Consider the following 24,917-nt stretch of genomic DNA (forward strand, 5'->3'; position numbering starts at 1 on the left):
CATCTCGCGACGGCGCGGACAGCTTCCCGTTGCGCGATCTTTTCAGACGCCATGATAGACGAGGCGCGTGAACAATTCGGGGGTAACGAGGAACTGCCCCCATTTCGCATCGAACTCGGCCGTAGGCTTTGCGGTAATGACCTCGTCGATCGGCTTTCCGGCGGCTTTCAGTTTGGCGACGTTCCCGCGGATATCGACCAGCATCGTCCTGTAATCGGTCAGTTCCGACTTGTTGCTGACGGGATGGCCGTGACCGGGGATGACGATGGTGTCGTTGGCGACATTGGCCAGGATGTCCTCGACCGCCTTGATCATTCCGTCGATCCCGCCGCCGGTCGAATAGTCGATGAACGGATAGATGCCGTACCAATAGAGGTCTCCGGCGTGGACGATGTTTGCTTCGCCGAAGGTGACAGAGATGTCGCCATCAGTGTGAGCATTCGGATGATGCTTCAGCATCAGGGTGGATTTGTCGAGCTTGAGGGACATCTCGTCGGTGACGGTTTCCGACGGCACGGCGGCGAGCGGCGGTCGCGGGAACTCGTAATCCCAGTCTTCGACCCTCACGACTGACATCAGGTGTTTGCAAGTGTTTTCATGCGCCAGAATGGCCGCGCCCTCGGCGTTCAGCCATGCGTTTCCATCCGTATGATCGAAATGCCAGTGCGTGTTGATGAGATGACTGATCGGCTGTTTGCCAAGTCGGGCCAGGGCCTCGAGTATCCGGGGCCGGGACGCGGTGATGCCGCCATCGATGAGGACCTTTCCGTCCGCCCCCGTCAGGACGGCGATGTTTCCGCCCGATCCTTCAAGGATCGATACGCCGGCCCTTGCCTTATGTACCTTGATCGGGTCCTTGGCGGCGGAGTCGCGGATCAGGTCGACAATGCCCTGAGCCTTCGCGAATACCTGTCTTGGGGTGAGCCAGCCTCCCGATGCAGCGAATGTCGAGGCGGCCATGCAGCAGAGACAAAACCCGCGACGGGAAAGTCTGAAATCCTGGGTCATCTGGCAGGTCCTTTCCGGAATGGCGGCGGGGCTGCAGGGGTCAGGATGAAGACGCTTCCCCGCCTGGGGTGATGATTTCGGGATGCGTGGAGCACATGCCGTAGAGCAGGCGATTGCACGGTTTGAGCGTGCTGTTTTCTTGATCAGCTTGATAGATGAAAAAGCGGAGCCGGCGATGGGAACGCTCTGGTCGTCATCGTCGCGCCTGGGGGCCGCAGATGCCCCATCAGATCGTTGTTCTCCCTCGCATGATAAACCCCGGACGGAAGCTCTCAATGCAGTTGCGCGAATGTACAATATCAGAAAATTGCGCGCAATCATCCGCGCCTTCGCGGATGCCGTTGTTTCGGGAGAGCGAAATCCATGGCCGCTTCCGTTCCAGGCCGATATCGATCACCGCCGAATTTCGGTCGAGCCAGATCTTTAAACGCCGGCCGCCACAAATCGCAGATGGCAGTGACTCTTTTTGCCTCGCTGGAACGTCGTAGTTGCGACCGTCGTCGAACGGTTGGACCCGACCCGAATGAGGACTGAGAGATGAATCTGGACGGAAAGCGAATTGTGGTTGTCGGCGGGAGCCGCGGCTTGGGGAGGGGGCTTGCCGAGGCATTCGTGGCGCGCGCAGCCGACGTCACCGTGGTCGCCCGAAATGCGCCGGCCGCGCAGGGGGCAGGCGAGCAAGGGACCGTCACCGCCATATCGGCTGATGCAACCGATGTCGACGCGGCATGGCGGATCATGGAGCAGGCGCGACCCGATCTCGTCATCATGAATGCCGGTGCGGAACCGCCCATGGAACGGATCGACCGGATTGGCTGGGAGGCATTCACGACCAACTGGAATGTGGACGTCAAGGCCGCGCTGCACTGGGTACAAGCGGCCCTGACGTTGCCGATGACGCCGGGCGGGCTTGTCGTGCTGGTCTCCAGCGGAGCCGCCGTGCAGGGCTCGCCGCTATCGGGCGGTTATGCGGGAGCCAAGCGCGCGCAATGGTTCATTGCAAAATATGCCGAGGGCCTGTCGGCGCAACTCGGCCTGGGTCTGCGCTTCCGGGTCATCGTTCCCCGGCAGATGTTTGCCGGAACCGGCGTGGGAGATACCGGCATCGCGGCCTATGCCGCGGCGGCGGGTCGGACATTTGCCGAACAGACCGCCACCTGGCCGGACATGACGCCGCGGGCTTTTGGCGATATGGTCGCCGACCTGATCGGCAGGACTGATCTCGCCGAGGCCATGGTCTACGCGGTGCGTGGGGATACGGGTGTGACGGTCATCGAATGACAGAAGACGCTGCTCTCGAAGACGAAGAGAGGAAAACTCTGCTCGCAGCGCTCGCGAGCGAAGCGGACGCGCTTCGCCCCGAACTGCACCGCTATGCTGCTCGTCTGGTGGGTTCGGTGATCGACGGCGAGGATGTGATTCAGGACGCGTTTGCCAGGGTATTTGCGACGGCCGGCTCGATCCCGCCGGACACGCCGCTGCGACCCTGGCTGTTTCGCATTGTCCATAACAGAGCCATAGATGCCCTGCGCCAGCGCAGTACACGCCGGGCGGAGCCCCTTGAGACGGCCTTTGATCTCGCCGATATCAGCGCCATCGGTCCGGAGGACGCGCTGATCCGGCAGGACGCGGTGCGGGTGGCCCTCGGCCACTTTGCAGAATTGCCGGTGCCGCAACGCAGCGCTGTCATCCTCAAGGATGTGTTGGGAGAGTCACTTGCGGACATCGCAGCGCTCTTGGAACTGAGTGTCGATGCCGTCAAAGCCCATCTGTCGCGCGGTCGGGCGAGATTGCGCGCCATCTCCGACGTGCGCTCCGAGGTTCCGCCACCGCCGAGTCCCGAGGTCCTGAACTTTGCAGCGCTCTTCAACGCCCGAGACTGGGACGCTTTGCGTCGCACGCTGGCGCAGGATGTTCGGCTTCGTCAGGCGCGACGGCCGGAAATTTCCGGTGCCGCCGATGTCGGTCGGTTTTTCACCTATTATGCCGAATATCCACCGGTCAGGATCGAACCGGCCTGGCTGGAGGGTCGGGAAATATTGCTGGTATCAGCCGAACCGTCTGATGGTCCTTCCTATTTCATGCTGCTCGAATGGCGGGAACAAAAGATAAGCCTGATCCGCGATCATCGCTATGCGACCTATGTCATTGAAGGTGCTGATGTCATGCTGGCCGCATCGCGGTGACCGACCTTGGTCAAGGCGGTCCAGCGGAAAAGTCATGCGAGACTCGGGCTGGTTGACGCGTTTTGTGGAGCGTCTGAAGAAGCTTGGCACTGCGATCCAGACCGCCGTTCTCGCGCAGCGCATATCCGTTGATCAAGTCCTCGAACGCGTCGGATTGGCCGCACCCGCTGTCACATCTCCGGCAGGCCTGCCTTTCGGAAACCGTCGACAAAGTGATCTCGTACGGATGCATCGCGCAGCGGCTGGGAGCTGAGCCAATGGGCGATCGTGAAATGAGGGTGGGCGATCAGGAACAATTCTGCTTCTCGCCGCGCCTCCTCACGGTGGCCCAATTGCGCAAGCGTAGCAGCCAGAAATTTGCGTGAGTTGGTGCGATACGTGTCTTCCCTGCGGAGTGTCGCGGCTGCGGCCTCATAGTCACGCGCGGCGTATTGCGCCTGGCCAAGATGACAAAGATACCAGCAGGCTGGATAGGGGTTGAGCCGCAGGGCTTTTTCGATCTGCGCCAGTCCGTCGGCAACCCTGCCGTCCAGCACGGAAATGTCCGACATGGCGGCCCAGGTGTCGGCGTGGTTGGGGTCCAGCTCGAGGGCTTTGGTGAAGGCGGCCTCCGATTCCTCCCATCGCCGCTCATAAGCCAAAATGGTCCCCAGAACGTAACGGCAGCCGGCATCGTTGGGATCCAGGTCGACCGCCTTCTGCGCTGATGTCACCGCCATCCGACGGTTGGGATCTTCGGGCTCGCCGAAATGAGTCCAGGCCAGCCAACGGTTATAGGCGAGCAGACCGAGCGCCTCGGCATAGGATGGCTCGAGCTTGACCGCGCGCTGGAGCAGCATATAGGCCTCACGCTCAGTTTGCGGCGACTCTTCCGTCAAGAGGCGGGCGCGCACACACAGGTCGTAGGCCTCAAAGTTCTTCGGCCGATTGCGCTGCGGCGGGATGGTCAGCCGGCCGACGAGGGCTTCAACAATCTTGGCGTTAACTTCATCCTGTAATTCGAAAACATCTTCCAGCGTCCTGTCAAACCTCTCGGCCCACAAGTGCCGGCCGCCAAGCGTGTCGACCAATTGGGCATTGATGCGGACACGGCCCATTGCGCGTCTGGCGCTGCCCTCCAGGACGTAGCGGACGCCGAGTTCCTGGGCGACCAGCTTTACGTTGACCGGCTTGCCCTTGTAGCCGTAGACGGAATTGCGCGCGATGACGAACAGGCCAGCCGTACGGGAAAGGTCGGTGATCAGGTCTTCAGTCAAGCCGTCGACGAAAGGCGCGTCCGCTTCATCCCCACTCATGTTCGTGAACGGCAATACGGCGATCGAGGGAATTTCTGGTAGCGGCAATATGCTCTGCAGCGCATCCGGCCAATGCCACACGTGGACCGGGCGAGTGAGGTTCTTCAGGTAGCGTTCGCCTGCATCAAAGAACCGGTCGTCGATCTTGCCGACGATCTCGCCGTAAACGCTGGCTGAAATGCAGATGCCTCCCGGCGCGGCCTGTCTCTCGAGGCGCGCCGCGACATTGACCCCGTCGCCGAGGACGTCTGAACCCTCGTCAATGACATCTCCCAGATTGACGCCTATACGCAAGAGCAGGCGCCGGTCTCCGGAAGCCTCGACAGCAGCGGTGGCCCGTTGCATTTCCAACGCTGCTGCGACCGCTTCCACCGCGCTACCGAATTCGATCAGGAATCCGTCGCCCATGACCTTGAAGATGCGACCTTTGTGGCGCATCACAGCCGGCTCGATGGTGCCAGAACGGAGTTCCCTGAGGTTCTCCAGCGTTGCGACTTCATCTGCCTCCATCAGGCGCGAATATCCCACCACATCGGCAACGACGATGGCGGCAAGGCGACGCTGAAGAGATTGATCCGTCATGTGAGGACAAGCCTAACGACTGAGTTAGCAAGTTATTGTTCAACCGCGGGTGAGTCAACAAGTGGTAAGAGGTAATGTCCAGGCGATCTCCACCTCCATCGAGCCGTCATCCTTCTTTGTGACCGACGGCGTCGAGGCGGACGACACGGAAATGAGTATCCACGGAAAGCGGACGGTTCTTGAACGCCTGGTGATGGGCGGCGAGCGGGGCTTCGGCCGAAGTGCCCAGTTCTGTTCGCGAAATGGCGTTCCGGGGGAGACCCGAACTGCAACGGCGCTAAGTCTGCATTTCTGGCTAACTCTCCAGATGCGGCTTCGCCCTCGAAGCCGCCATTTTTATAGGGCTACGCGGATGATTTCCGACGAGTGGCGTGTAAGCTGACAAACCATTGAGCATAGGAGGTAGCGCCAATGCCGCGTTTTCTTGCCGTTTACACCATGAAGCCGGAAGACCTTGCGTCCTTCCGAAGCCTGCCCAAAGCCGAGCAGGATGCTATCGACACCGTTGGCATAGCGCAGTGGGCGGCGTGGGAGGAAAGACATGCTGCGTCCATCCTTGATCGGGGTGGCATGGTGGGCAAGACGACGCGCATAACCAGGGATGGCGTCGCCGTAGCCGTGAATCCATTCTGCGGCTATCTCGTGGTCGAGGCGGAAACCGCTGATGCAGCCGCACGAATGTTCGAGGACCATCCGCACATCACCGTGTTTCCTGGTGACGGAGTGGATATCATGCCCTTTTTAACCTGAACTCTTGCGGGCAAGCATCACCCACTTCCGATCATCTCTCCAGGGGCGGAGGCAGCGGATATCTGCTTCGGGCCCGAAAGCGGACTTAGCGGTCCTGCCGAAATGGATGGAGAATGGATTGCGCAAGTAGCTTCTGCCTCGAAAACAGAGGAAATCACATGCAGATAGCCGTCCTACCAGAACCACCATACTATATGGTTAGCTTCACCTCACAGCGAACAAACCTGGACGATGGTTATGGCGAGATTGGTTACGCAATGACCAAACTTGCTAGTCAACAACCGGGGTATCTCGGCTTCGAAAGCGCTCGCGGCGCAGATGGCTTCGGAATACTGGTATCGTTCTGGAAAGACGAAGACAGTATCCGCGCATGGAAGGCCGTCGTCGATCATGTTGAAGCACAACGAAGAGGCCGCAAAGACTGGTACTCGAAATACGAAATTCGCGTCGCTCTCGTGCAGCGAGCCTACGGGTTTGACAGCGGGAGCCAACAGATGGCGAGTGCCACATAATGGAAGCGCCGAATAGCGGATTTTCGCGTGCCGATTGTGTCCTGGTTCGGGTTTCTCCCCGACATATCGGTCCGGTCGAAGCCTTCGGTCCACCTTCCGGTTTCCGGCAAGCATTAAGGTTGGCCCCGCTCGTGAAACCTTTCGATCGGTAATCCGTTTTCGCTGGCATGACCGACGCAAAATTGAAGCCGAAATCGGTCGACGGCGCCAAGCCTGATGGTGCCGAGGAGACACCCCAGGGGAAGGCATCGACTGTCGAGGTCGCGCCGCCGCCAGATGTTATCGAACCCGATCCGGACCTGACACCGGAGGAGGCCGAGCAGGCGCGCAAGAAATATCTGCTGAAGCGTTTCTGGATCAGCGCCCGCGGCTATTGGGGCGGCAGCGGCGATGGCTTTGCTTGGCCGTGTTCCATCGGGCTGCTGGTCATGATCGGCATGAATGTCGGGTTCCAGTATGGGATCAACAGGTGGAACCGCGGCATATTCGACGCCATAGAACGGCACGATGCCGGCACCGTCTATTATCTCAGCGCCGTCTTCCTGCCGCTCGTGGCCGGCAGTGTCGTTCTCGTGACGTCGCAAGTCTATGTCCGCATGATGATCCAGCGACACTGGCGCCGCTGGCTGGCGACTGCACTGATTGCGCGCTGGCTTGCCAACGGTCGTTACTATCAGCTGAACCTCATCGGCGGCGATCACAAGAACCCAGAGGCGCGTATTTCCGAGGATCTGCGGATCGCGACGGAATCGCCCGTCGATTTCACCGCCGGCGTCATCTCGGCCTTTCTCTCGGCCTCGACCTTCATCGTGGTTCTGTGGACGATCGGCGGTGCCCTGACCCTTCCGATCGGCGGGATGTCGATCACCATTCCCGGCTTTCTCGTCGTCACGGCGGTGCTCTACGCTGCGATCACCTCCACGACGATCGCCGTCATCGGCCGGCATTTCGTCAAGGTCTCCGAGGTCAAGAACCAGGTGGAAGCCGAGTTTCGTTATACGCTGACGCATGTGCGCGAAAACGGCGAGAGCATCGCGCTTCTCGGCGGCGAGGAGGAGGAGCGCAACGACCTCGACAAGACGTTTACCAATGTGCTCCGCCAATGGGCGCAGCTTGCCCACCAGTACATGCGCACGACCTTCGTGTCGCATGGGTCCATGCTGATTGCGCCTGTCGTTCCGGTGCTGCTCTGCGCGCCGAAATTTCTCGAAGGCAGCATGACGCTGGGTGAGGTGATGCAGGCTGCGTCAGCCTTCGCCATCGTCCAGACCGCCTTCGGATGGCTCGTCGACAACTATCCGCGGCTTGCCGACTGGAACGCCTGCGCGCGTCGTGTCGCCTCGCTGATGATGTCGCTCGACGGGCTGGAGCGGGCCGAACAGAGCGACGCGCTCGGGCGCATCCAGCATGGCGAAACGGAAGGCGAGGCGATGCTGAGCCTCAACGATCTCGCCGTATCGCTGGACGACGGCACCGCCGTGGTCACGGAAACGCAGGTCGAGATCGAGCCGGGCGAGCGGGTGCTGGTTGCGGGCGAATCCGGTTCGGGCAAGAGCACGCTGGTACGCGCCATTTCAGGTCTCTGGCCCTGGGGTCGCGGCAGCGTCAATTTCCATGCCGACAGGCAATTGTTCATGCTGCCGCAGCGGCCCTATATCCCCTCGGGCACGCTGCGCCGCGCCGTCGCCTATCCCAAGGCCGCCGACGGCTGGCCGCTGGATGAGATCAAAACGGCCCTTCAGAAGGTCGGGCTCGACTATCTGAACGAGAAGCTCGAAGAAGAGGCGCCGTGGGACCAGATCCTGTCAGGCGGCGAGAAGCAGCGGCTGGCCTTCGCGCGTCTGCTGCTCCACAACCCCGACATCATCGTGCTCGATGAGGCGACCTCGGCGCTCGACGAGAAGAGCCAGGACAGGATGATGGAGATGGTGATCGAAGAATTGCCCAAGGTCACCATCGTCAGTGTCGCGCATCGCGCCGAGCTCGAGGTCTTCCATAGCCGCAAGATCACCCTGGAGCGGCGCGAGGGTGGCGCGAAGCTCGTGAGCGACATCGATCTCATCCCGCGCAAGAGAAAACGGAATGTGCTCGCGCGCTTTCTGGATAATCCACGCTCCCTGGCGAAAGGCAGCACGGGTTCGGGCAAGGAGGAATTGTCCGGGAAGAAAAAGTGATATTCGCCTTGTCGGCAAATCGAGGCCTTCGCGCAGATGGCCCGCAGGAGTTCCGTGCCCGGGCCGCTATTGCGGACGAGCGACGGCTGACAGGAATTCCTGTGTATTCGACAGAATGGTGTCGCCCATGAAGCGGAGGGAGTCGACGGATCGTCTGGCGGCTTCCGCGTCCCCATATCCGCATGCGTCTTCGATCAGGATCGGGACGATGCCGAGGTCGGCGGCGTGGCGGCAGGTCGGCTCTATGCCGATCTCCATCGCAATTCCGCAGATCGCCAATGCCGAAAGGCCGGCATCCCGCATGGCGATTTCGAGTGGCGTTCCCTCGAAAGCCGACATTCCGAGCTTGTCGAACACGAAATCCTGCTCCTGCGGATGGAGTTCCGGAATGATCTGAACCGCTTCGCTGTCCCTCAGGAACCAGGGTTTTACGGCCTCTGGGTCATCGGTGCGTTGCCATGCCATTGCCATGCGCGTTGCAAACAGCCCCATCCAAGGCTTGGGCAGGGAAAGATGGCGGCAGAAGGCAATTCTCATCCCGGCGCGTCTGGCTGCCGCGACGATATCGGCGATGCGACGGCTCGTTTCTTTCGATCCCGGGACCTGCCGGGCAATGCCGACCTGCATATCGTAGACCAGCAATGCGGTTCGATCGGGAGAAAGCCAGTCTACAAGTGCCGTGGGTATCGTCATTGGCGCGTTCCCTGACAATGGTGACGGCCCTTAAGTAGGGCATGGATGTCCATTTGAACAGCGATCCAACGCTCGCGCGGTCCAGTTGCCGCAATCGGCGAAAGGAAAATGCTCTGGCGCTCCTGATGCCATCAGGGTCTCTGCTGTCGGTAGAGTTCGAAGACAGGCGCATTTCCGCCTGCCGTATATTGAATTATAGCAATGTATTGAGTACAAATTATTATTAACTGCTAATAATAAAGCATTCACCGATTTACTTTATAAAAAGGGATAAGCGAAAGAGGGAGGGACCTCTGTTTATTGTATCGGTATTGGATGAAGGCGAAGAGAGAAACTTCGTTGCCGTCGGCTTACACATTAGCGGCAACCAGATTCACATCGACGTTGGCGGCTGCGAGCACCATTTCAAACTCGCCGACCTGATCGACATTCTCTCGGTCGAACATCATCGCGCCCATGACATCGAAGGGCGCGTGCGCGCTCTTGCGCTGTGCCATTGACGGTGCTGGCGCCCGCCGTTGAGCCGGCGCTGGCGGTTTTATCGCCGCCCTTGCTAAAGCGTGTCGCGATCTCCAAGATTCGCTAGCCGCGCTTTATCTCTTTGTTTATGCATGTCGTTATCGCAAAACCGCTGCACAGTTTTGCGCGATATGCTCTAGAATTCACTCCTCACCCTTACGCCGATGGCGTGGTCCTGCCTTCCGCTGCCGACAGCGGCCCGGTATTCCACGCCGACCGCCCAGTTGTTCAGCAACGCAGCATCGAGCGAGAGCCCGAGTGTGGAATAGTCATCCCCGAGTTCCTCCGCTTCGAGTTCGTACGGAAGCGTGCCGATGTCGGCATATCCGAGCCGCAGCCGGCTGGAGCTGGCGAAATCATGGGTATATTCCGCCCGCACGCCGGGTGTCAGCGCTCCCCAGTCCATCAGCACGGTATAGCTCAGGCGAAGGCCGATAGCGCCCGCGGCCGTATCGACCGTCTGATCGCCATAGGTCAGGCCGTAGATGCCCCCGCCGTTCTCGGTGAACCCGTCGAGCCATGACCTGGACAATTCGAACCGGCCGTATGGAGAGACGAGCCATGTCTTGTCCCGGAATTCGTAGGCGGCGGTGAGGGAACCGAACATCTGCCGCCCATCCCTGTTTCCCGTGGCGAGATCTCCCGTAGAGGCGACGTAGCGGCTTGAATCGAAATCGAGCCGCCCCGCGCCGATCAGGCCGTCGAGGAACAGGTTCTCGGCGGCCTTGAAGGAGCCGTAGATCGCAGCGCTGTAAGCCGCGCCGCGGCTTTCCGTGCCGCTATCGCCGACATCGCTCCTGTCGTGGCCATATCCCAGACCGAAGCCACCGACGAAGCGATCGGAAAACCGGTAATCCACGCCGGCGCTCACGCCGACCGTAGTCGAGCCGATGTCCAGACCGCTGTTGCCCGTATCGGCGAAATCGACGAAGCCGCCGGACCAGATTGCAAACGGCCCGAGATCCGGCCCTTGGATCTCCGGGTTTGAGCCGTTGCCTTGCCGGCCGGATACGGAGGGATTGATGAGGTCGGGGGCGCTGCTGCCTGGCCAGCCGAACTGGCGCTCGGCATTGACGATCCCGCCATTGGGGCCGCCATTGTCGGAACGGCGAAGCCCGAGACGGATATCAAGCGATCGGCGCCGGCGCTCGCCCTCATCGTGCAGCTGCTCCAGGCGGCTGTTAAAGTTGCGCGTCTGATATTGGGCAAAATGCCTGGCGGCATTCACCTGCGCATTGAGAAGGCCGACCACATCGGGATCGTCAGTCGGATCGGGACGGGCAGTAACGGCAAATGTGATCGTTGCCTGAACCGACGTGCCGGAGGCATTCGACAGCGTATAGCCAACCTCTGCCGATCCTGCGAATGAAGGGCTCGCCGAGAAGGTGAGCCGCTTCTGCGGTGCGTCGAGATATACGCTTCCTGCTTCCGGGTTCGACTGGAAGGTGAACGCCGCTGTGGTGAAGGGTCCCCCGGTCGCGCCCGCCGTAAGATCGACTGCGACAGTGGTGCCCGCCATCACATTGATGGTGCGGGACGTGGCTGTCGGCCCCGGAGCGGACCTGATCACGTCGATGAGGTAGCTCCGGAGCGTGCCATTCTGCGCCGCGACGACGACGGATACGTAGTTCGACCCGACCGACAGCGCAATCGAGCTGCTTGCTGTCCCTGACGGTACGAGGCTGCCGTTCACGGAGATGATCGCCGTGGGATCGGCAGCCGTCGGCGTAAACGCAATGCTGGCAACCGCATTGGCCAGTCTGAGGTCATAAGTCGGGATGCTCGGGTTGAAGCCGGGGTCGAGCGTTCCGCTGCTCGGAACCAGCGAAGCGAGATCGGCTATCGCGGAGGCGGCACGCGTCACGGTGACATTGTAGGTCTTCACCGTTCCGTCCTGCGCGGTGACGACGACGGTGATCGCCGTGGCGCCTACAGCAAGGGTAACGGAACTGCTGGCGCTTCCGGAAGCGACCGGAGAACCATTGACCGTGACCGTCGCGTTCGGCTCGGAGACGACAGGTGTCAGCGTAATCGCGGTGACATTGTTGGCCACCGAGATCGCATAGGTCAGCGTATTCGCATTGAAAGCCGGGCTGAGGCTCCCCTGGTTGGGCTGCAACTGCGACAGATCGGCATTGGACGAGGCGCTGACGGTCCATGGCACTCCGGTCCCTGCCAGGTTGCCGTTGCCTCCGATATTCTGAGCGGAACCTGCCGGGATATCGAGACGGAGAGTGCCCGAGCCGGAAATATTCTGGGCAAGAATCGTATACTTGATGTTGTCAGAGGTTTGGAGGTTGGCCAGCGTGGCGCTGGCGGTTCCTGTCGTGGCCAAGATTATGTCTGCCGCTGTGAAGCCTGTCACGGCCTCGGAAAATACGATCTGGAACATCACCTGCGTGTCGTTGGACGACGGATTGCCGTCGACGGCGGTCACGACAGCTGGGTTCTGCGTATTGACGAAGACGCCGGTCGTCGGAGCGACATTGCTGAGGCCGAGGCCGGCCGTTTCACCTCCGGCGTTCTCGATGGTGCCGCCGTTCAGGCTGATCACGGCTCCAAGCTGCACGCCGTCCATGTCCCTGTCGCCGGATTGGACCGTGTAGCCGAACAGGAGCAAACTCGTCCCGCTTCCTGACAGATAGCTTGCCTGACGCGACGTGCTGCCGACCACCACGGAGAGGTACGGTGTGCCGCCGACTATTACGTTCTCGCTGAATTGCACGGCAAAGGTCAGGTTGTTTCCGCCGTTGTAATATCCATTGGCGGGGACCGAAACGGAGGTGACGACCGGGGCGGACTGGGCGGAAGACGTTAGCGCGCAGAACAGCACGATCATCGAAAGAAGAATCAGGGAAAGTGGGCCAACCATGACGCGCTGCATGGACGTCCTGCCCGGAGAAGCCCGATCATGCCGGTTGTTCCCGCTGCTTTCCGGCGTCTCGGACAGCCGTCGAAAGGTTGGGGCCGGACGGCCGGGCAGGGAGAGGGCCATGAAAAAAACTCGCAGTGGTTTAAAATATCGCACAGGAATGCGCTTCTCTACACGGAAGACGCGTCCGCTGACTTGATAAAACTTGCGGTGAGGCTAAGGTTGGCCCCTTATCCAACCGTAGTCTTTGATATTTTCAATGAACGATCATTTCGAAAGTTCCGATCGGGAGCCGGCTTACGATCCGCCCCCGGCGGGTTACAATGCATCTTCGCTCCGGAAGGCGCCGCCCCCGCGAATGCTCGACCATCCCCGCATTGCGCGCGCTGTGCGCATGATCGAGCGTACTCCCGCCGCGTCAACGACCTTGCAGGACATTTCGGCCCATCTCGGCCTCAGTCCGTTTCACTTCCAGCGGCAGTTCCAGGAGGTCATGGGGGAATCGCCAAGCGCCTATATGCGCCGCACACGGCTCGACCGTGCGGCGATGAACCTGCAGATGAGCGGGCAGCCAATCACGCACATCGCGTTCAACGCCGGCTATGCCAGCCATGAGGCTTTCATCCGCGCGTTCCAAAGGCAATTCGGATTGACGCCTTCGGATTACCGTGTCGCGGCCCAGAAGGTGCTGCCGGCTCGGCCGAGACCGGAAAAGACGGACCTGGCGCGGGTGAAGGTCGGCCAGCGTCCGGAATTGAGGCTTTGGGCCATGCGGTTCTATGGATCCTATGCACTGGTCGAGGACAACTGGCGGAAATTTGCCGACTATCTGGAGCGGATCGGCTTTCCACTTGAAGAAGCGCGGCCGGTCGGCATCATCCTCGACACGCCGCTGATCACGCCAGGGGAACTCGTCCGCTACGACTGTGCTGTCGTGGATCAGGGTTTTCCCACTGACAATACCGCCCTGTCGCCGCTGCGGTTTCGGGCGGGCCGCTATGTCTCGATGAACCATTCAGGTTCTTACGCCGAGATCCTTCGGACCTACGAATTCGTCAGCGTCGATTGGCTCGCGGCATCCAGCGAAATGTTCCTGCCTGATGGCAACGGGGGATATGAATTCTACAATTCCCCGCCCTGGAACCATGTCGGCACCATGCAGAATCTCGACATCGTCCTTCCTTTGGCAAGCTGAAACTTATTTGTCCTGAGCGGAACTTCGCGCCGAGCCTCAGGTTGAGCCTGATGACCAATGAAGCAGCATGGAGGTTTCTCATGCTTCTGAAGCTCATCACGGCATCCATCCTTTCCATCGGGCTCGCCACTTCCGCAATGGCGCAGTCATCGGGCGTTGGCGGCGGTGCGGGCGGTGCGGCCAATGGCACAGGTGGTGTTGGCGGCATTTCCGGCGGCGGCACTATCGGCTCCGGCGCATCCGGTGGCGTGGGGACCGGCACGGGTGCCGGCACCGGCAATACGATATCGCCGAACGCAACCGGCAGCATCAACACCCTGCCCAATCCCGACACGACGAACCCGGCAGCGCGCGGCACGTCCGGCACCGGCAATGGCATGGGCAAGGGAACACCCGATTGCAACGGAATGACCGGCACCGGCGCCTCGGCCGGGCTTCCCGGATCGGACACGTCCGCACAGGTGCGCTCGAACTGCTAGAGCAATTCCAGCAGAAGTGCGCAGCGGTTTTGCGTGCGGAATTGCGTGCAAACGGCTGTCGGTGTTGATGCACCTCAAACGTCCTATGTTCGACGAGGCGACACCTTGTCGATTGAAACGACAGTTTGGAGATTGGAAAACATGGCGCTCAAGCGGATGGACAATGTAGGAATCGTCGTCGAAGACCTCGGAGCGGCGATTGATTTCTTTCGCGAACTTGGCCTTGAGCTCGAAGGGCGGGCCATGGTCGAAGGAGAATGGGCCGGGCGCATCACCGGACTGGGCGATCAGCATGTCGAGATTGCCATGATGCGCACACCTGATGGCCACAGCCGGCTCGAGCTCTCCCGATTCCTCAAGCCTGATGTCGTCGCAGATCACCGGAATGCCCCGGTCAACGCGCTCGGCTACCTCCGTGTCATGTTCGCCGTCGATGACATCGACGAGACGCTTGAGAGGCTCAGCACGCGCGGTGCGCAGCTCGTCGGCGAAGTCGTCCAGTATAAAGACGCGTATCGGCTCTGCTACATCCGTGGGCCTGAAGGGATTCTCATCGGATTAGCCCAGGAACTCGGCTGAGCGCATCCTCCACGGTCGGCTGGATCGCGGCCTGCCCATTTCCCTACGATCGGAAGGGACAGGCCGCTGTCGCAGGGCGCTACTTCAACGGCAGAAACAATTCCACGACGACCTCATGGACCGGCACATTCGGAGGGAAGGAAAAATGCCGCTGGCAATAGATCGGGAAGTCGCGCGCCTCCTCGCCGCTGGCCGGAAGCCAGTCACGATAAAGGTAGAGTGCGGCGGGCTCCAGATTGTGGGTATCGTGGACGACGCGGATGACCGCGCAGCGTCCGCCCGGGATCACGCCGGCCTTCATCACCTCATCATCGGCATCGATCGGCCGGCCGGTCCCGACACACAGGTCCATGCTATAATCGGCGGGAATCGCGGGGGTTCTCGGCGATCGGAAGATGTTGAAGGTAGGGCTTGTCTCTGGTGACAGGCCGGCGGCTTTGCGCCAGGCGATGAACCGCTCAATGCTGGCGCCGAGGGTCGCCCGGTCGCCCCGGTGCTCCAGGATCGCCACCGGCGTGGGCGGCACATCGCGGATCGTCACATCGTCTTCTTCATAGGTTATCTGCATGAGCTTGCTCCTTGCGTTTTCGAGGGGCCTGAAGGCGGCAAGCCACGGAGCCCAGTCGGGAGACTTCCGGAACGACGAAGGCGATTGCCCGAGCCGTTGCCGAAAGGCGCGGGCGAAGGCATCAGGCGCACAGTAACCGGCGTCCATCGCTATGTCGGTGACGCTCTGATCGTCCTTTGCGGCCAGCCTGTGTGAGGCGCGCTTCAAACGGGCGAGCTGGACATAGCGATGCACCGACAAGCCGAACGTTGCCGAGAACTGCCGGTGAAAGTGAAACTTCGAGAAGGCTGCGACGCTGCTCAGCGCGTCCAGGTCCAGATCGTCGTCCAGATGCCGGTCTATGTGATCCAGCACCCGCTGCATCCGGGCATGGTAGGCTTGAAGCGCCGCCTTCATCGTTCCGTCCTCCGTGGCCGCACCAACTAAGCGCAGGCAGACATGACGCGCTCGACCGATCTTGCGGTTTTGTCACGGGCCGCAGACCGTCGACAATGGCGAAAAGGGGGAAGCCATCCGAGATCCGGTTGACGGCGACGTCGTCTGTCCTCGGTAACCCAGGCTCAGGACTCATTGACTGGAGCCGGACGATGACGGCGCGGCGATACGGATCGGCGCCTTGTACCCCATTTGTAGCCCTTGGAAATCTCTCCGATCCAAGAGAAGATCATCCCGCTCTAGCTTTAGAGGGGAGGCGCTGATGGAAAACCACGAGCCGTTTTTACGTGAGGCGATTGCGCTCTCGAAATCCGCGGTGGAACAGGGAGACGAACCGTTCGGCTCCGTGCTGGTGAAGGACGGCAAAGTCATCCTGCGCGCCGAAAACAGCGTCTTCACCGGCCACGATATGACGAACCACGCCGAGATGAACCTGATCAAACTGGCGGCACAGCATTACGACACTGCATATCTTGCTGACTGCACGCTCTACGCCAGCACGGAGCCGTGCGCGATGTGCTCCGGGGCGATTTATTGGTCGGGCATCGGCCGTATGGTGTTTGCGTGCTCCGAAGCGCGGCTTGGTGAGATTGCCGGGATCGGGTTGAACGTGCCGAGCCGGGCGGTGCTGCAGACCGGCGCGCGCATTGTCACCGTCGACGGCCCGAACATCGAAGAAGAAGCCGCCGAGGTACATAAAGCATTCTGGCCGAAGCATCTGGGCAAGGCCTAGGACTCGTTGATTGACTAGCGCAGCGCCCGCAGCGCATTCAGGATCACGGCCACATCGATGACTTCCTGCAGCATGGCCCCCGTGACCGGCGGCAGGAAGCCGGCGCCGGCGAAGATCATGGCGACGAGCGAGAGGCCGATGCCCGCGAAAATGCTCTGGACCGCGATGGCGCGGGAGCGTCTGGCTATTTCGATGGCAGAGGCGATCCTGCCCAGATCGTTGCGGATCAGGACGATGTCGGCGGCTTCGGCAGCGGCCGCAAGATTGGTGGCTCCGACGGCGATGCCGACATCGGCGGCTGCGAGTGCTGGAGCATCGTTGACGCCATCGCCGACCATGAGAACCTTTCCGCCCAGGCGTTTACTCGCCGCGCGTTCCCTGGCGATGACCTCGACCTTCTCGACGGGGGACAATCGCGCCTCGACGGCATCCAGCGACAGCGAGCCGGCAATGGCGGCAGCGACGCTGCGCTCATCGCCGCTCGCAAGCACGATCCGGCCGAAACCTAGCTTGCGGAGCTTGGCGACAAGTTCGACGGCATCGCCGCGCAGGCGATCCTCGAAGCCGATTTCGCCAGCAAGCCGGCCATTGATGAAGACACTTGCCTGCATTGTGCCTTTTCTCTCGGGGGCACGCGGCGGCTTGCCCTCGGGCGTGAAATAGGTATCGCCGCCAACGCTCACCCTGATACCATCGACAAGCCCGGAGATGCCGGCGCCCGGAAGCTCCGATACATCAGTCGGGCGTGACAGCGTCAGCTGGTGTCTCTGGGCCTCCCTGACGATCGCGCGGCCGACGACATGCGAGGATGCCTGGTCCAGCGAGGCGGCAAGCCGCAAGATCCTGTCCGGTCCTTCCGGCCCGTCGATCGAGACTACCTCGGGATCGCCGGCCGTCAGCGTGCCGGTCTTGTCGAAGACCGCGACGGAGGCGTCGGCCAGGATCTCCAGCGGCCCTGCGCCCTTCACCAGCACGCCCGCCCTTGCAGCCTTCGAGGTTCCGGCCGCAAGGGCGACGGGAACGGCGAGGATCAGCGGGCAGGGGGTTGCAACGACGAGAACCGCGACGATGCGCGCCATGTCACCGGACAGGATGGCGGCGCCGAGCGCGATTGCCAGCGTCAGCAGGAGAAAGGCGATAGCATATCGATCGGCCAGCCGCGCTATCTGCGCCTTGGAACGCTTCGATGCTTCGACCAGTTTGACGATGCCGGAATAGGTACTGTCCTCGGCGCGGCTTTCCACCCTGATCTCGATTGCGTCCCCGGCATTGGTGGCGCCGCTCGAAATCCTCTCGCCGCCGGAGACGACGACCGGAAAGGCTTCGCCGGTCAGAACGGATTGATCGATCGATGCATGGCCTGTCATCAGCGTGCCGTCCGCCGGGATGACGTCGCCTCTGCGGATCATCAGGACATCACCCACTGCAAGTTCCGGAATGGGGACTTCTTCGATACCATTCTGGCGCAGGCGAAGTGCCGTTCGCGGCACCTGCGCCAGCAAGGCCGTCATGCCTTCGTCGGCACGCCGATGCGCATAGGCTTCCAGAAACTGGCCGCCGGCATACATGAGGGCGACGATCGCTCCGGCAAGATATTCGCCGAACCAGAGGGTCGCGGCCATTGCGAGCGCGGCGATCAGGTCGAGACCGAGATCGCCGTTTCTGAGCTTGGAAAAGATGTCGATCAACAGGAATGCGAGAGCAGTGCAGGTGCTTGCCGCCAGCACGAACCGGCTTGCACTACCATGGCCCAGCAGGAACAGACAGAGAGCCACCAACAGACCGATGAGGGATGCCGACGCCATGATCGTCGACCTCAATCCGATGCTGGGCATCCAGGCGGGCAATTCCCCGAAAATGCGAATTCGGGGTTGAGCCTTCGTCTCGTCCAGAACGCTCATGGTCGAACGCCTCCCATTTCCTTTCGAGTGCGCAGGATCGATGCTTTGAAATCGTTGCCCGACACCGGTTATGCGCCCGGGAATTTGGCACAATAACAGGATTTTTCCTTGATCTCTCTCAAGCTGCGCCTGCCTGGCAGGAGCGGGTCGGCAATCGGGCTGACCGGTAGCCGCGCTCGCGATGCCGCAAGCGCCATAAATAGCTGGCGTAAGCGGTGTGCCGTCGCAGGTTGACAGAAAAACCTGGATTCGGCGTTGATGTCCGGAACCCTTAATGGGCATGGCGGCTATGTGCCAACTGCGGTCATTGCGTTGGGGAGGGTAACCCCTATGGTGGAGTCTTAACGGCACACTCGAAATCCTCCGCGGAGGCTATTTTTTCCTGGGGAACTCGGAGATGGCTCGAATTGCGATAGTTGGAAATGCTGGAGGCGGTAAATCTACACTCGCACGCCAGCTTGCTAACAAACTCGGAACACGGCACACGGAAATCGATAGCCTGCTTTGGCAGGAGGGGTGGATCGACATGCCCCTCGAAGTTTATAGGCAGCGGCATGCTGACATTATAGCCGAAGATCACTGGGTAATAGATGGCCTTGGTCGCGCAGATTCCATACCCGAGCGACTGGATCGCGCCACGGATATCGTGCTTGTTGATATGCCACTGTGGATGCACTTTTGGTTGGCGGCTGAGCGGCAGATTGCTTGGGGTGCTGGATTACTCGAGCACCGCCCCGGTGGCCTCACAACAATGCCCCCCACCAAAGCCCTATTTCAAGCGATGTGGGATGTTGAGCAATCTTGGATGGCCAAGATTCGCGCCTTGTGCGTCGAGGCAGAGCAGCAAGGGAAAGCAGTGGTCCGTTTGACAAGCGTCGAGGAGATCGACGCTTTCGCCGCTTCAGCATCATATCCGTGCCGAAACCCGATCTCGGGCTAGGCCCTACTATGCCGCAGTGTCAGGGGCACCTGATTTAGAAAAACCTCCAAACGCTTTCTGATCGATGAGTATCAGAGTGTTTGCCAAGGAAGGCGTGGTTTCCTTGATCGCCTCAAGCCCCTGATCGAACAGGCGCTGCAGGCTTTCAATGCAGCGTTTCGTTCAGGACTGGCCTGTTTCTGCCGAACGTATACGACCATCACTTGTCTATTAGGTTTCGCTGCGTTAAATTATGCAAGATTTAGTTGCATTCATTGTACCAGATCGACAGGTCAATGGATGGCGAAGCGATACCTTCGGATGACACCATGATCTGGAACAATCGCATCACACGCATCACCGTTGGTCTGCTGCTGCTGGCAATCATCGCTGTCGTCTCATTGCCAGCGATTACCGGTTTTACGAGCCTTGATGGCACCGTCAATGCGCGGTTCGCTGTTGTCAATTCTCCGATCGACGGCACGATTGCGGAAGAACCCCTCAAGGTCGGTAGTCCGGTCAGAGGGGGACAATCCCTCGTGGAAATCAGGAATACGCGCGTCAATCGCGCAATCCTCGCTTCGCTCGAGGCAGATCGCAACACCGCACTCGACCGCGTCTCGGCACTTAAAAAGGAACGGGAGGAGCTTTCCGCGCTTCGCGAAGAATTATCTGCCAGATTGGAAGTCTACAAGCAGACTACCATTGCCAATCTCGAACGCGAAGTCGAAATCCTGCGGAAGAAAGTCGAGGTGTCGCAAGCGCAGGATCTGGTCGCGCAGGTCGACCTGAACCGTCGGATGGAGCTCGAGTCAAAAGGCATACTTACGCAGAAGCTGGTTGAGGCCGCGCGCGCCGCAGGAGCTGCGACCGGCGGCGAAGTCGAAATCAGCAATCTAACTGTCGAACAATTGCAACAAAGGCTCAATGCGGTCCGCCAGGGAATCTTTGTCTTCGGCGACGGACAGAATGACGTGCCTTATTCGCGACAGCGCGAGGACGAGGTTGTCGTTCGCATCAACGACTTGAACTCACGCATAGCGGAAAATGAGACAAAAGCCACTGAAGTTCAAAAGCAGTTGGTCGAAGAGGGAAACCGTGTCGACAGCCTTGAATCCGCGACCGCGATAGCGCCGTTCGACGGCGTTGTTTGGAGCAGGAGTATCGTCGATGGTTCGAACGTCGTGCTGAACGACGAGCTGATGCGTCTCCTCGACTGTCGAGAGCTGTTTGTGGATATCCTTGTTCCCGAGGTCAATTATGACGAGATCTATCCTGGACTTGTCGCGCAGGTGCGCTTGTTCGGTCGCAGCGATGTCTTCAAGGGCACGGTCATTTCTGTCAGAGGCAACTCGGCTTTGGTCGAGACTGATTCCTTCGCCGCCAGCTTGCCGCCGTCGACACAGCGCAATGCCCGTATTCGGGTTCGCCTTGATCCATCCGTCATGAACGACGATTTTGCGAATTCCTGCCAAGTGGGGCGCACAGTGCAGGTACGGTTTTCCAAGCACGGCATCGACGTGTCCAACTGGGTCAAAAGCCTGTGGTTCAGTATCTTGTAGCGCTGGCTCCGACCTTTCTCGTTTTAGCCTTCTTTTTCCTGGGGCCGTTCAATTGGTCGCGCCATCACACCTGGACACGGGCGGTGACCTGCGCGTTTGTCGCAGCAGTCGCATTGCGATACATGTTCTGGCGCTTGACGGAGACAGTGCTTCCCTATCCCAACGACGGTGCGAATTTCTACTGGGTTTGGATCCTCTTCGTCGTGGAGATTCTCGCGTGCGTCGAGGTCATCCTTTTTCTGGTATTGATGAGCCGCTACGTCGACCGGAGCGCAGAAGCGGACAGGCTGGCTCGCGTTTTCTTTGCGCGAGAGCAACGTGAACTTCCGACTGTCGATGTTTTCATTCCCACCTATAATGAGCCGCTCGACGTGCTCGAGCGAACCATCGTCGGCGCTCTGTCGCTGGATTATCCTTCCGACAAATTGAATGTGTATGTGCTTGACGATCAACGCCGAGACTGGCTGAAGGCCTATTGCGAGGAGAAGAACGCCATCCACGTCACTCGCGGCGACAACAGCCATGCCAAAGCAGGCAATATGAACAATGGGCTGAAGGTCAGCTCGGGCGAGTTTATTGCAGTCTTCGACGCCGATTTTGTTCCCTATCGACATTTTCTTCGCCGGACTCTGCCCTTCTTCAGCGATGAAAGCATCGGCATCGTCCAGACACCTCAACATTTCTTCAATGTCGATCCGGTGCAATCGAACCTGGGTTTGGAGAATATCTGGCCGGACGAGCAGCGCTTGTTCTTCGACGAGATCGCGCCCAGCAGAGACGCCTGGGACGTCAGCTTCTGCTGCGGGTCATGCTCGATTGCCCGCCGCAAGTCCGTCGACGCAATAGGCGGTTTTCCGACGGAGTCGATCACAGAAGACCTGCTGACCACTCTTTCGATGCTCAACAAAGGCTACAAGACCCGCTACCTGAATGAGCGGCTGTCGATGGGACTGGCTGCCGAAAACCTGACCGGCTATTTTGTGCAGCGCGAACGGTGGTGTCAGGGAGGAATTCAAACCCTTTACCTTTATAATGGCCCGTTGCGCGGCCCGGGATTGACGCTCTTTCAACGGATCATGTTCCTGCCAGCATCATGGCTCGTGCAATATCTGGTCCGCTTCATGATATTGCTCGTTCCCATCGTCTATCTCTGGCTCGGCCTGATCCCGCTTTATTTCACTGATATAGCCGACTATGTGGCTCATCAGGTGCCCCTGCTGGCGGCGTATTTTATGCTTATGCTGTGGATCACCCCGACGCGCTATCTGCCTGTGATTTCCAGTGCCGTCGGGACCTTTGCGACATTTCGCATGTTGCCTACCGTGGTCTCCAGCCTGGTGCGACCATTTGGCAAGCCGTTCAGGGTGACGCCAAAGGGCAGTGGCAACGAGTCAAACCAGTTCGACCGCTACAGCTTCGCCTGGATCGCAAGCATGATTACGGTCACCGTTCTTGGTCTGCTGGTCAACATCGTACCGGAAACGTCGCACGTGCAAGGCCAGTTTTCACCGGTCGCGGCCTGGTGGTCAGGTATCAATATCGTCGTCTTGCTCATCGCGTCACTCATCTGCTTTGAGAAACCCCGGCGCCTGTTTCATGCGTTCAAGCTCGATGAACCCGCGATCGTAGACGATGTCCCTGGCCAAATCGTAAGTTTGGCACTGGACAAGGCGGTCGTTGCAGTCCCGACCATGGCCCGATTTCAATCCAAATCCGTCGTGCTTAAACTGCCCGGCTTTGCTCCGTTCAAATCAGAACTCAGACAGGTCACCCAACGACGCAGGACCATAAGTCGCAGCGGTGACAAGCAATCCTACTACCTGCACCTGCATTTCGAACTCGGTGACTCTGCTCGCGACAGCATGATTGTGAAACTCTACACTGGTCAATATTCGCAGGACATTCGCGACATCGATAAAGTCGCGGTCTCTCTCAATCTTCTTCTGCGGTCGTTCGGGCGGACGCGCACGTTGTAATCGACCGTCAAAGCGCGGATCGTCCGGCCGGCGTCCTCTTGAGGTCCAGAAGCCTTAGTAGGCACGGCGATCATGCGCCAGAAGCGGCCAATGGCCCACCGGCTTGCCACCGTTGCCAATCGCAAAACATCCAAGCCCGCGGATGTGCTACATTGCGTCATCGCGTGCTTCTGTTGCGGGAGGGATCGAGAATGCAGCGCAAGCTGGCTACGATCATGGTCGGGGATTTCGTCGGCTCCACCACGGCAATGGAATCGGATGAGGAAGGCGCGATTGCCCGGATCGACACTATCCTCGAGACTGTTCGCATGGTCGTCCAGCGCCATGACGGCCGTGTCTTCGGCACGGCGGGTGATGCCCTGCTCGCCGAGTTCGGGAGCCCCGTCAATGCGCTGAGGTCCGCCATCGAGGCGCGCGCCGAGATCGCTGCCCTTCCTGGGGCGAGCGGCGGCGACATGCGGTTCGGCCTCCATCTCGCCGACGTCGTCGTCGTAGGCTCGGACCTGCGCGGCGATGGGGTGAACATCGCCGCGCGCATCGAGGCGTCTGCGCCACCTGGCGCAATCGAGGTTTCAGGGCTGCTTTACGACCAGGTCCGGCGGGTCTCGCCTTGCGGATTCGAAGACATCGGCGAACGGCAGCTGAAGGGAATTTTAGAGCCGATCCGGATCTACCGGGTCACTGAACTGGTGGACCGTCACGTCTTCCAGTTCGCTCCGACGCGATCCGCCCCCAATGCTGCCCAATCTCCCCGTACCAACTCGATCGCAGTGGCGCGGTTCGACGTGGCGCCCGGCGCTATCGCAGATCAATGTTTCCTGGCGGAGGGCATTACCGACGATCTGACGCTTGAACTCAGCCGCCTGAGGGGCCTGTTTGTCAGTTCGCGCTCGGCGGCAACCGCGCTGACGACGAAAGATCCCGTCGAAATCGGCCGCCTTCTCGGCGTCGGCTACGTCATCAGCGGCTCGATCCGGCAAGTGGGCGACGACCTGCGGGTCAACATCGCGCTTACCGAGACGGGAGAGGGGCTCGTCATCTGGTCGGATCGTATCAGGCGTCCGTTTCGCGAGTTGCTCGATGTGCTGGACGAGATCATCGCTCGTGTTGCAGCAACCGTGTCCGGACGGATCGAGCAGTCGGAACTTGCGGCAGCACGGCTGAAGCGCCCGGAGAATATGACGGCCTATGAGTATTATCTGCGCGGTCTGGACCATCACCGGCTGATTGGCGTATCGGATATTCACGTCCACGAAGCCATGGCCTGGTTCGAGCGGTCAATGGCGGCCGACCCCGGTTTCGGCCGTCCCTTCGCAATGCATGTCTGTTCGTGGAGCAACCTGCCAAGCTTTGACCTCAATAGGGCCGAACAACAGGTCGCGCATGCACTCGCCCTCGACCCGTCCGACCCGGAAGCCCATCGCATCATGGGCGCGATCAAGATGAAATCGGGCGACTTCGTTTCGTCGCGTTACCATCACATTCGTGCCCACGAACTCGCTCCGAACGACGCCTATATTCTCGGCCGCAGCGCGGCGTTCTATGTCTATGCCGGGGAGGCCGAGCACGCCCTCGAAATGCTTGATCGTGCCGAGACGCTTGATCCGTTCCTGCCGGTCTGGATCACCGAAGAACGGGTGGCGGCCCTCTACGCGTTGAGCCGTTTCGAAGAGATGATGCGCGTCGCCCTGACGCTGCCCTTCCAGACCAGGCGCAAGTCGCTCTACCAGGTTGCCGCGAGCATGGCCTGCGGCGACGCTGGAAAGGCTGAATTCCTGGTTCGGCAAGCGCTTTCCCTCGATCCGAGCCTGTCGGCGGTCTATATCCGGACGCAGGAGACCTATGCAGACGAATCCGTCACCGACACCCTTGTTAAGCGGAATTGCGATGCCGGCCTGCCGCTGACGCCGCGCAAGCCCGTAGCCCGGAAGAAGTCACTCTCGCTGAGATGATGATCGCCATCGCGCAGATGCCATCAG

Annotated in this window: 21 protein-coding genes; 14 read left to right on the plus strand and 7 right to left on the minus strand. The window is 60.2% G+C overall.

Going from position 1 to position 24,917, the window contains the following annotated elements; translation table 11 throughout:
• Window positions 1-42 precede the first annotated feature (42 nt).
• Window positions 43-1,008: an MBL fold metallo-hydrolase gene (locus AB4Z13_RS01725; protein WP_442205618.1), complete on the minus strand. Its 966-nt coding sequence runs from the start codon at window positions 1,006-1,008 to the stop codon at window positions 43-45.
• Window positions 1,009-1,090: 82 nt separating this feature from the next.
• On the opposite strand from AB4Z13_RS01725, the gene AB4Z13_RS01730 reads away from it, so the two are divergent.
• The 3 genes from AB4Z13_RS01730 (at window position 1,091) to AB4Z13_RS01740 (ending at window position 3,194) form a co-directional block, all read left to right on the plus strand.
• A complete protein-coding gene (locus AB4Z13_RS01730) occupies window positions 1,091-1,435 on the plus strand; it encodes a hypothetical protein (protein ID WP_442205619.1) in 345 nt (114 codons plus the stop codon).
• Window positions 1,436-1,545: 110 nt separating this feature from the next.
• Window positions 1,546-2,289: an SDR family NAD(P)-dependent oxidoreductase gene (locus AB4Z13_RS01735; RefSeq protein ID WP_442205620.1), complete on the plus strand. Its 744-nt coding sequence runs from the start codon at window positions 1,546-1,548 to the stop codon at window positions 2,287-2,289.
• Window positions 2,286-3,194 carry an RNA polymerase sigma factor gene (locus AB4Z13_RS01740; RefSeq protein WP_442205621.1) on the plus strand — a complete coding sequence of 303 codons (909 nt, stop codon included), beginning with the start codon at window positions 2,286-2,288 and terminating at the stop codon, window positions 3,192-3,194. The genes AB4Z13_RS01735 and AB4Z13_RS01740 overlap by 4 nt, the downstream gene beginning before the upstream one ends.
• A gap of 170 nt (window positions 3,195-3,364) precedes the next feature.
• On the opposite strand, the gene AB4Z13_RS01745 is transcribed toward AB4Z13_RS01740, so the two are convergent.
• Window positions 3,365-5,071, minus strand: a complete 1,707-nt coding sequence (locus AB4Z13_RS01745) for an adenylate/guanylate cyclase domain-containing protein (protein ID WP_439015360.1) — start codon at window positions 5,069-5,071, stop codon at window positions 3,365-3,367.
• Between the two features lie 411 nt (window positions 5,072-5,482).
• On the opposite strand from AB4Z13_RS01745, the gene AB4Z13_RS01750 reads away from it, so the two are divergent.
• The 3 genes from AB4Z13_RS01750 to AB4Z13_RS01760 all read left to right on the plus strand — a co-directional run bounded on the left by AB4Z13_RS01750 (window position 5,483) and on the right by AB4Z13_RS01760 (window position 8,507).
• On the plus strand, window positions 5,483-5,821 hold the full coding sequence (locus AB4Z13_RS01750) for a hypothetical protein (protein WP_439015359.1): 339 nt from the start codon (window positions 5,483-5,485) through the stop codon (window positions 5,819-5,821).
• A 158-nt stretch (window positions 5,822-5,979) separates the two neighbouring features.
• Window positions 5,980-6,333 (plus strand): antibiotic biosynthesis monooxygenase family protein, encoded by a 354-nt coding sequence (locus AB4Z13_RS01755; protein WP_113322103.1) that lies wholly within the window; start codon window positions 5,980-5,982, stop codon window positions 6,331-6,333.
• 167 nt (window positions 6,334-6,500) lie between these two features.
• Entirely contained in the window at window positions 6,501-8,507 is a 2,007-nt protein-coding gene (locus AB4Z13_RS01760) for an ABC transporter ATP-binding protein/permease (RefSeq protein ID WP_442205622.1), read from the plus strand.
• A gap of 66 nt (window positions 8,508-8,573) precedes the next feature.
• Here AB4Z13_RS01760 and AB4Z13_RS01765 read toward each other — a convergent pair whose 3' ends face one another.
• From AB4Z13_RS01765 to AB4Z13_RS01775, 3 genes are all read right to left on the minus strand, one after another.
• The gene (locus AB4Z13_RS01765) at window positions 8,574-9,200 is read right to left on the minus strand and encodes a cysteine hydrolase (protein ID WP_439015357.1); all 627 of its coding nucleotides are present in this window, start codon (window positions 9,198-9,200) and stop codon (window positions 8,574-8,576) included.
• 350 nt (window positions 9,201-9,550) lie between these two features.
• Window positions 9,551-9,697, minus strand: a complete 147-nt coding sequence (locus AB4Z13_RS01770; protein WP_162748123.1) for a hypothetical protein — start codon at window positions 9,695-9,697, stop codon at window positions 9,551-9,553.
• A gap of 158 nt (window positions 9,698-9,855) precedes the next feature.
• Window positions 9,856-12,603 (minus strand): autotransporter domain-containing protein, encoded by a 2,748-nt coding sequence (locus AB4Z13_RS01775; protein ID WP_442205623.1) that lies wholly within the window; start codon window positions 12,601-12,603, stop codon window positions 9,856-9,858.
• Window positions 12,604-12,949: 346 nt separating this feature from the next.
• Between AB4Z13_RS01775 and AB4Z13_RS01780 the strand changes: the two genes are divergently transcribed.
• The 3 genes from AB4Z13_RS01780 (at window position 12,950) to AB4Z13_RS01790 (ending at window position 14,844) form a co-directional block, all read left to right on the plus strand.
• Window positions 12,950-13,786: an AraC family transcriptional regulator gene (locus AB4Z13_RS01780; RefSeq protein WP_442205624.1), complete on the plus strand. Its 837-nt coding sequence runs from the start codon at window positions 12,950-12,952 to the stop codon at window positions 13,784-13,786.
• Between the two features lie 80 nt (window positions 13,787-13,866).
• Window positions 13,867-14,265 carry a hypothetical protein gene (locus tag AB4Z13_RS01785; protein ID WP_442205625.1) on the plus strand — a complete coding sequence of 133 codons (399 nt, stop codon included), beginning with the start codon at window positions 13,867-13,869 and terminating at the stop codon, window positions 14,263-14,265.
• Window positions 14,266-14,406: 141 nt separating this feature from the next.
• The gene (locus tag AB4Z13_RS01790) at window positions 14,407-14,844 is read left to right on the plus strand and encodes a VOC family protein (protein WP_442205626.1); all 438 of its coding nucleotides are present in this window, start codon (window positions 14,407-14,409) and stop codon (window positions 14,842-14,844) included.
• 79 nt (window positions 14,845-14,923) lie between these two features.
• Here the strand turns inward: AB4Z13_RS01790 and AB4Z13_RS01795 are convergent, their stop codons facing one another.
• Window positions 14,924-15,808: an AraC family transcriptional regulator gene (locus tag AB4Z13_RS01795; protein WP_442205627.1), complete on the minus strand. Its 885-nt coding sequence runs from the start codon at window positions 15,806-15,808 to the stop codon at window positions 14,924-14,926.
• A 301-nt stretch (window positions 15,809-16,109) separates the two neighbouring features.
• Here AB4Z13_RS01795 and AB4Z13_RS01800 point away from each other — a divergent pair, with 301 nt between their 5' ends.
• Window positions 16,110-16,580, plus strand: coding sequence for a nucleoside deaminase (locus AB4Z13_RS01800; protein WP_442205628.1), 471 nt, complete (start codon window positions 16,110-16,112; stop codon window positions 16,578-16,580).
• Between the two features lie 14 nt (window positions 16,581-16,594).
• Here AB4Z13_RS01800 and AB4Z13_RS01805 read toward each other — a convergent pair whose 3' ends face one another.
• Complete coding sequence (locus AB4Z13_RS01805) at window positions 16,595-18,415, minus strand: heavy metal translocating P-type ATPase (RefSeq protein WP_442205903.1); 1,821 nt, start codon at window positions 18,413-18,415, stop codon at window positions 16,595-16,597.
• A gap of 592 nt (window positions 18,416-19,007) precedes the next feature.
• On the opposite strand from AB4Z13_RS01805, the gene AB4Z13_RS01810 reads away from it, so the two are divergent.
• The 4 genes from AB4Z13_RS01810 to AB4Z13_RS01825 all read left to right on the plus strand — a co-directional run bounded on the left by AB4Z13_RS01810 (window position 19,008) and on the right by AB4Z13_RS01825 (window position 24,890).
• Complete coding sequence (locus AB4Z13_RS01810; RefSeq protein WP_442205629.1) at window positions 19,008-19,421, plus strand: adenylate kinase; 414 nt, start codon at window positions 19,008-19,010, stop codon at window positions 19,419-19,421.
• A gap of 308 nt (window positions 19,422-19,729) precedes the next feature.
• Window positions 19,730-20,962, plus strand: a complete 1,233-nt coding sequence (locus tag AB4Z13_RS01815; RefSeq protein ID WP_442205630.1) for an HlyD family secretion protein — start codon at window positions 19,730-19,732, stop codon at window positions 20,960-20,962.
• Complete coding sequence (locus AB4Z13_RS01820; RefSeq protein ID WP_442205631.1) at window positions 20,944-22,938, plus strand: glycosyltransferase; 1,995 nt, start codon at window positions 20,944-20,946, stop codon at window positions 22,936-22,938. The genes AB4Z13_RS01815 and AB4Z13_RS01820 overlap by 19 nt, the downstream gene beginning before the upstream one ends.
• A 191-nt stretch (window positions 22,939-23,129) precedes the next feature.
• Window positions 23,130-24,890, plus strand: a complete 1,761-nt coding sequence (locus AB4Z13_RS01825) for an adenylate/guanylate cyclase domain-containing protein (RefSeq protein WP_442205632.1) — start codon at window positions 23,130-23,132, stop codon at window positions 24,888-24,890.
• The last annotated feature ends 27 nt before the right edge of the window (window positions 24,891-24,917 follow it).

Origin of the sequence: Rhizobium sp. YAF28, assembly GCF_052113285.1 — a bacterium.
Taxonomy (GTDB): Bacteria; Pseudomonadota; Alphaproteobacteria; order Rhizobiales; family Rhizobiaceae; genus Rhizobium.

Coding starts and splice junctions, on each gene's coding strand:
- AB4Z13_RS01725 (WP_442205618.1), bottom strand. CDS start 1,008: ATGACCCAGGATTTCAGACTTTCCCGTCGCGGGTTTTGTCTCTGCTGC.
- AB4Z13_RS01730 (WP_442205619.1), top strand. CDS start 1,091: ATGCGTGGAGCACATGCCGTAGAGCAGGCGATTGCACGGTTTGAGCGT.
- AB4Z13_RS01735 (WP_442205620.1), top strand. CDS start 1,546: ATGAATCTGGACGGAAAGCGAATTGTGGTTGTCGGCGGGAGCCGCGGC.
- AB4Z13_RS01740 (WP_442205621.1), top strand. CDS start 2,286: ATGACAGAAGACGCTGCTCTCGAAGACGAAGAGAGGAAAACTCTGCTC.
- AB4Z13_RS01745 (WP_439015360.1), bottom strand. CDS start 5,071: ATGACGGATCAATCTCTTCAGCGTCGCCTTGCCGCCATCGTCGTTGCC.
- AB4Z13_RS01750 (WP_439015359.1), top strand. CDS start 5,483: ATGCCGCGTTTTCTTGCCGTTTACACCATGAAGCCGGAAGACCTTGCG.
- AB4Z13_RS01755 (WP_113322103.1), top strand. CDS start 5,980: ATGCAGATAGCCGTCCTACCAGAACCACCATACTATATGGTTAGCTTC.
- AB4Z13_RS01760 (WP_442205622.1), top strand. CDS start 6,501: ATGACCGACGCAAAATTGAAGCCGAAATCGGTCGACGGCGCCAAGCCT.
- AB4Z13_RS01765 (WP_439015357.1), bottom strand. CDS start 9,200: ATGACGATACCCACGGCACTTGTAGACTGGCTTTCTCCCGATCGAACC.
- AB4Z13_RS01770 (WP_162748123.1), bottom strand. CDS start 9,697: ATGGCACAGCGCAAGAGCGCGCACGCGCCCTTCGATGTCATGGGCGCG.
- AB4Z13_RS01775 (WP_442205623.1), bottom strand. CDS start 12,603: ATGCAGCGCGTCATGGTTGGCCCACTTTCCCTGATTCTTCTTTCGATG.
- AB4Z13_RS01780 (WP_442205624.1), top strand. CDS start 12,950: ATGCTCGACCATCCCCGCATTGCGCGCGCTGTGCGCATGATCGAGCGT.
- AB4Z13_RS01785 (WP_442205625.1), top strand. CDS start 13,867: ATGCTTCTGAAGCTCATCACGGCATCCATCCTTTCCATCGGGCTCGCC.
- AB4Z13_RS01790 (WP_442205626.1), top strand. CDS start 14,407: ATGGCGCTCAAGCGGATGGACAATGTAGGAATCGTCGTCGAAGACCTC.
- AB4Z13_RS01795 (WP_442205627.1), bottom strand. CDS start 15,808: ATGAAGGCGGCGCTTCAAGCCTACCATGCCCGGATGCAGCGGGTGCTG.
- AB4Z13_RS01800 (WP_442205628.1), top strand. CDS start 16,110: ATGGAAAACCACGAGCCGTTTTTACGTGAGGCGATTGCGCTCTCGAAA.
- AB4Z13_RS01805 (WP_442205903.1), bottom strand. CDS start 18,415: ATGCCCAGCATCGGATTGAGGTCGACGATCATGGCGTCGGCATCCCTC.
- AB4Z13_RS01810 (WP_442205629.1), top strand. CDS start 19,008: ATGCCCCTCGAAGTTTATAGGCAGCGGCATGCTGACATTATAGCCGAA.
- AB4Z13_RS01815 (WP_442205630.1), top strand. CDS start 19,730: ATGATCTGGAACAATCGCATCACACGCATCACCGTTGGTCTGCTGCTG.
- AB4Z13_RS01825 (WP_442205632.1), top strand. CDS start 23,130: ATGCAGCGCAAGCTGGCTACGATCATGGTCGGGGATTTCGTCGGCTCC.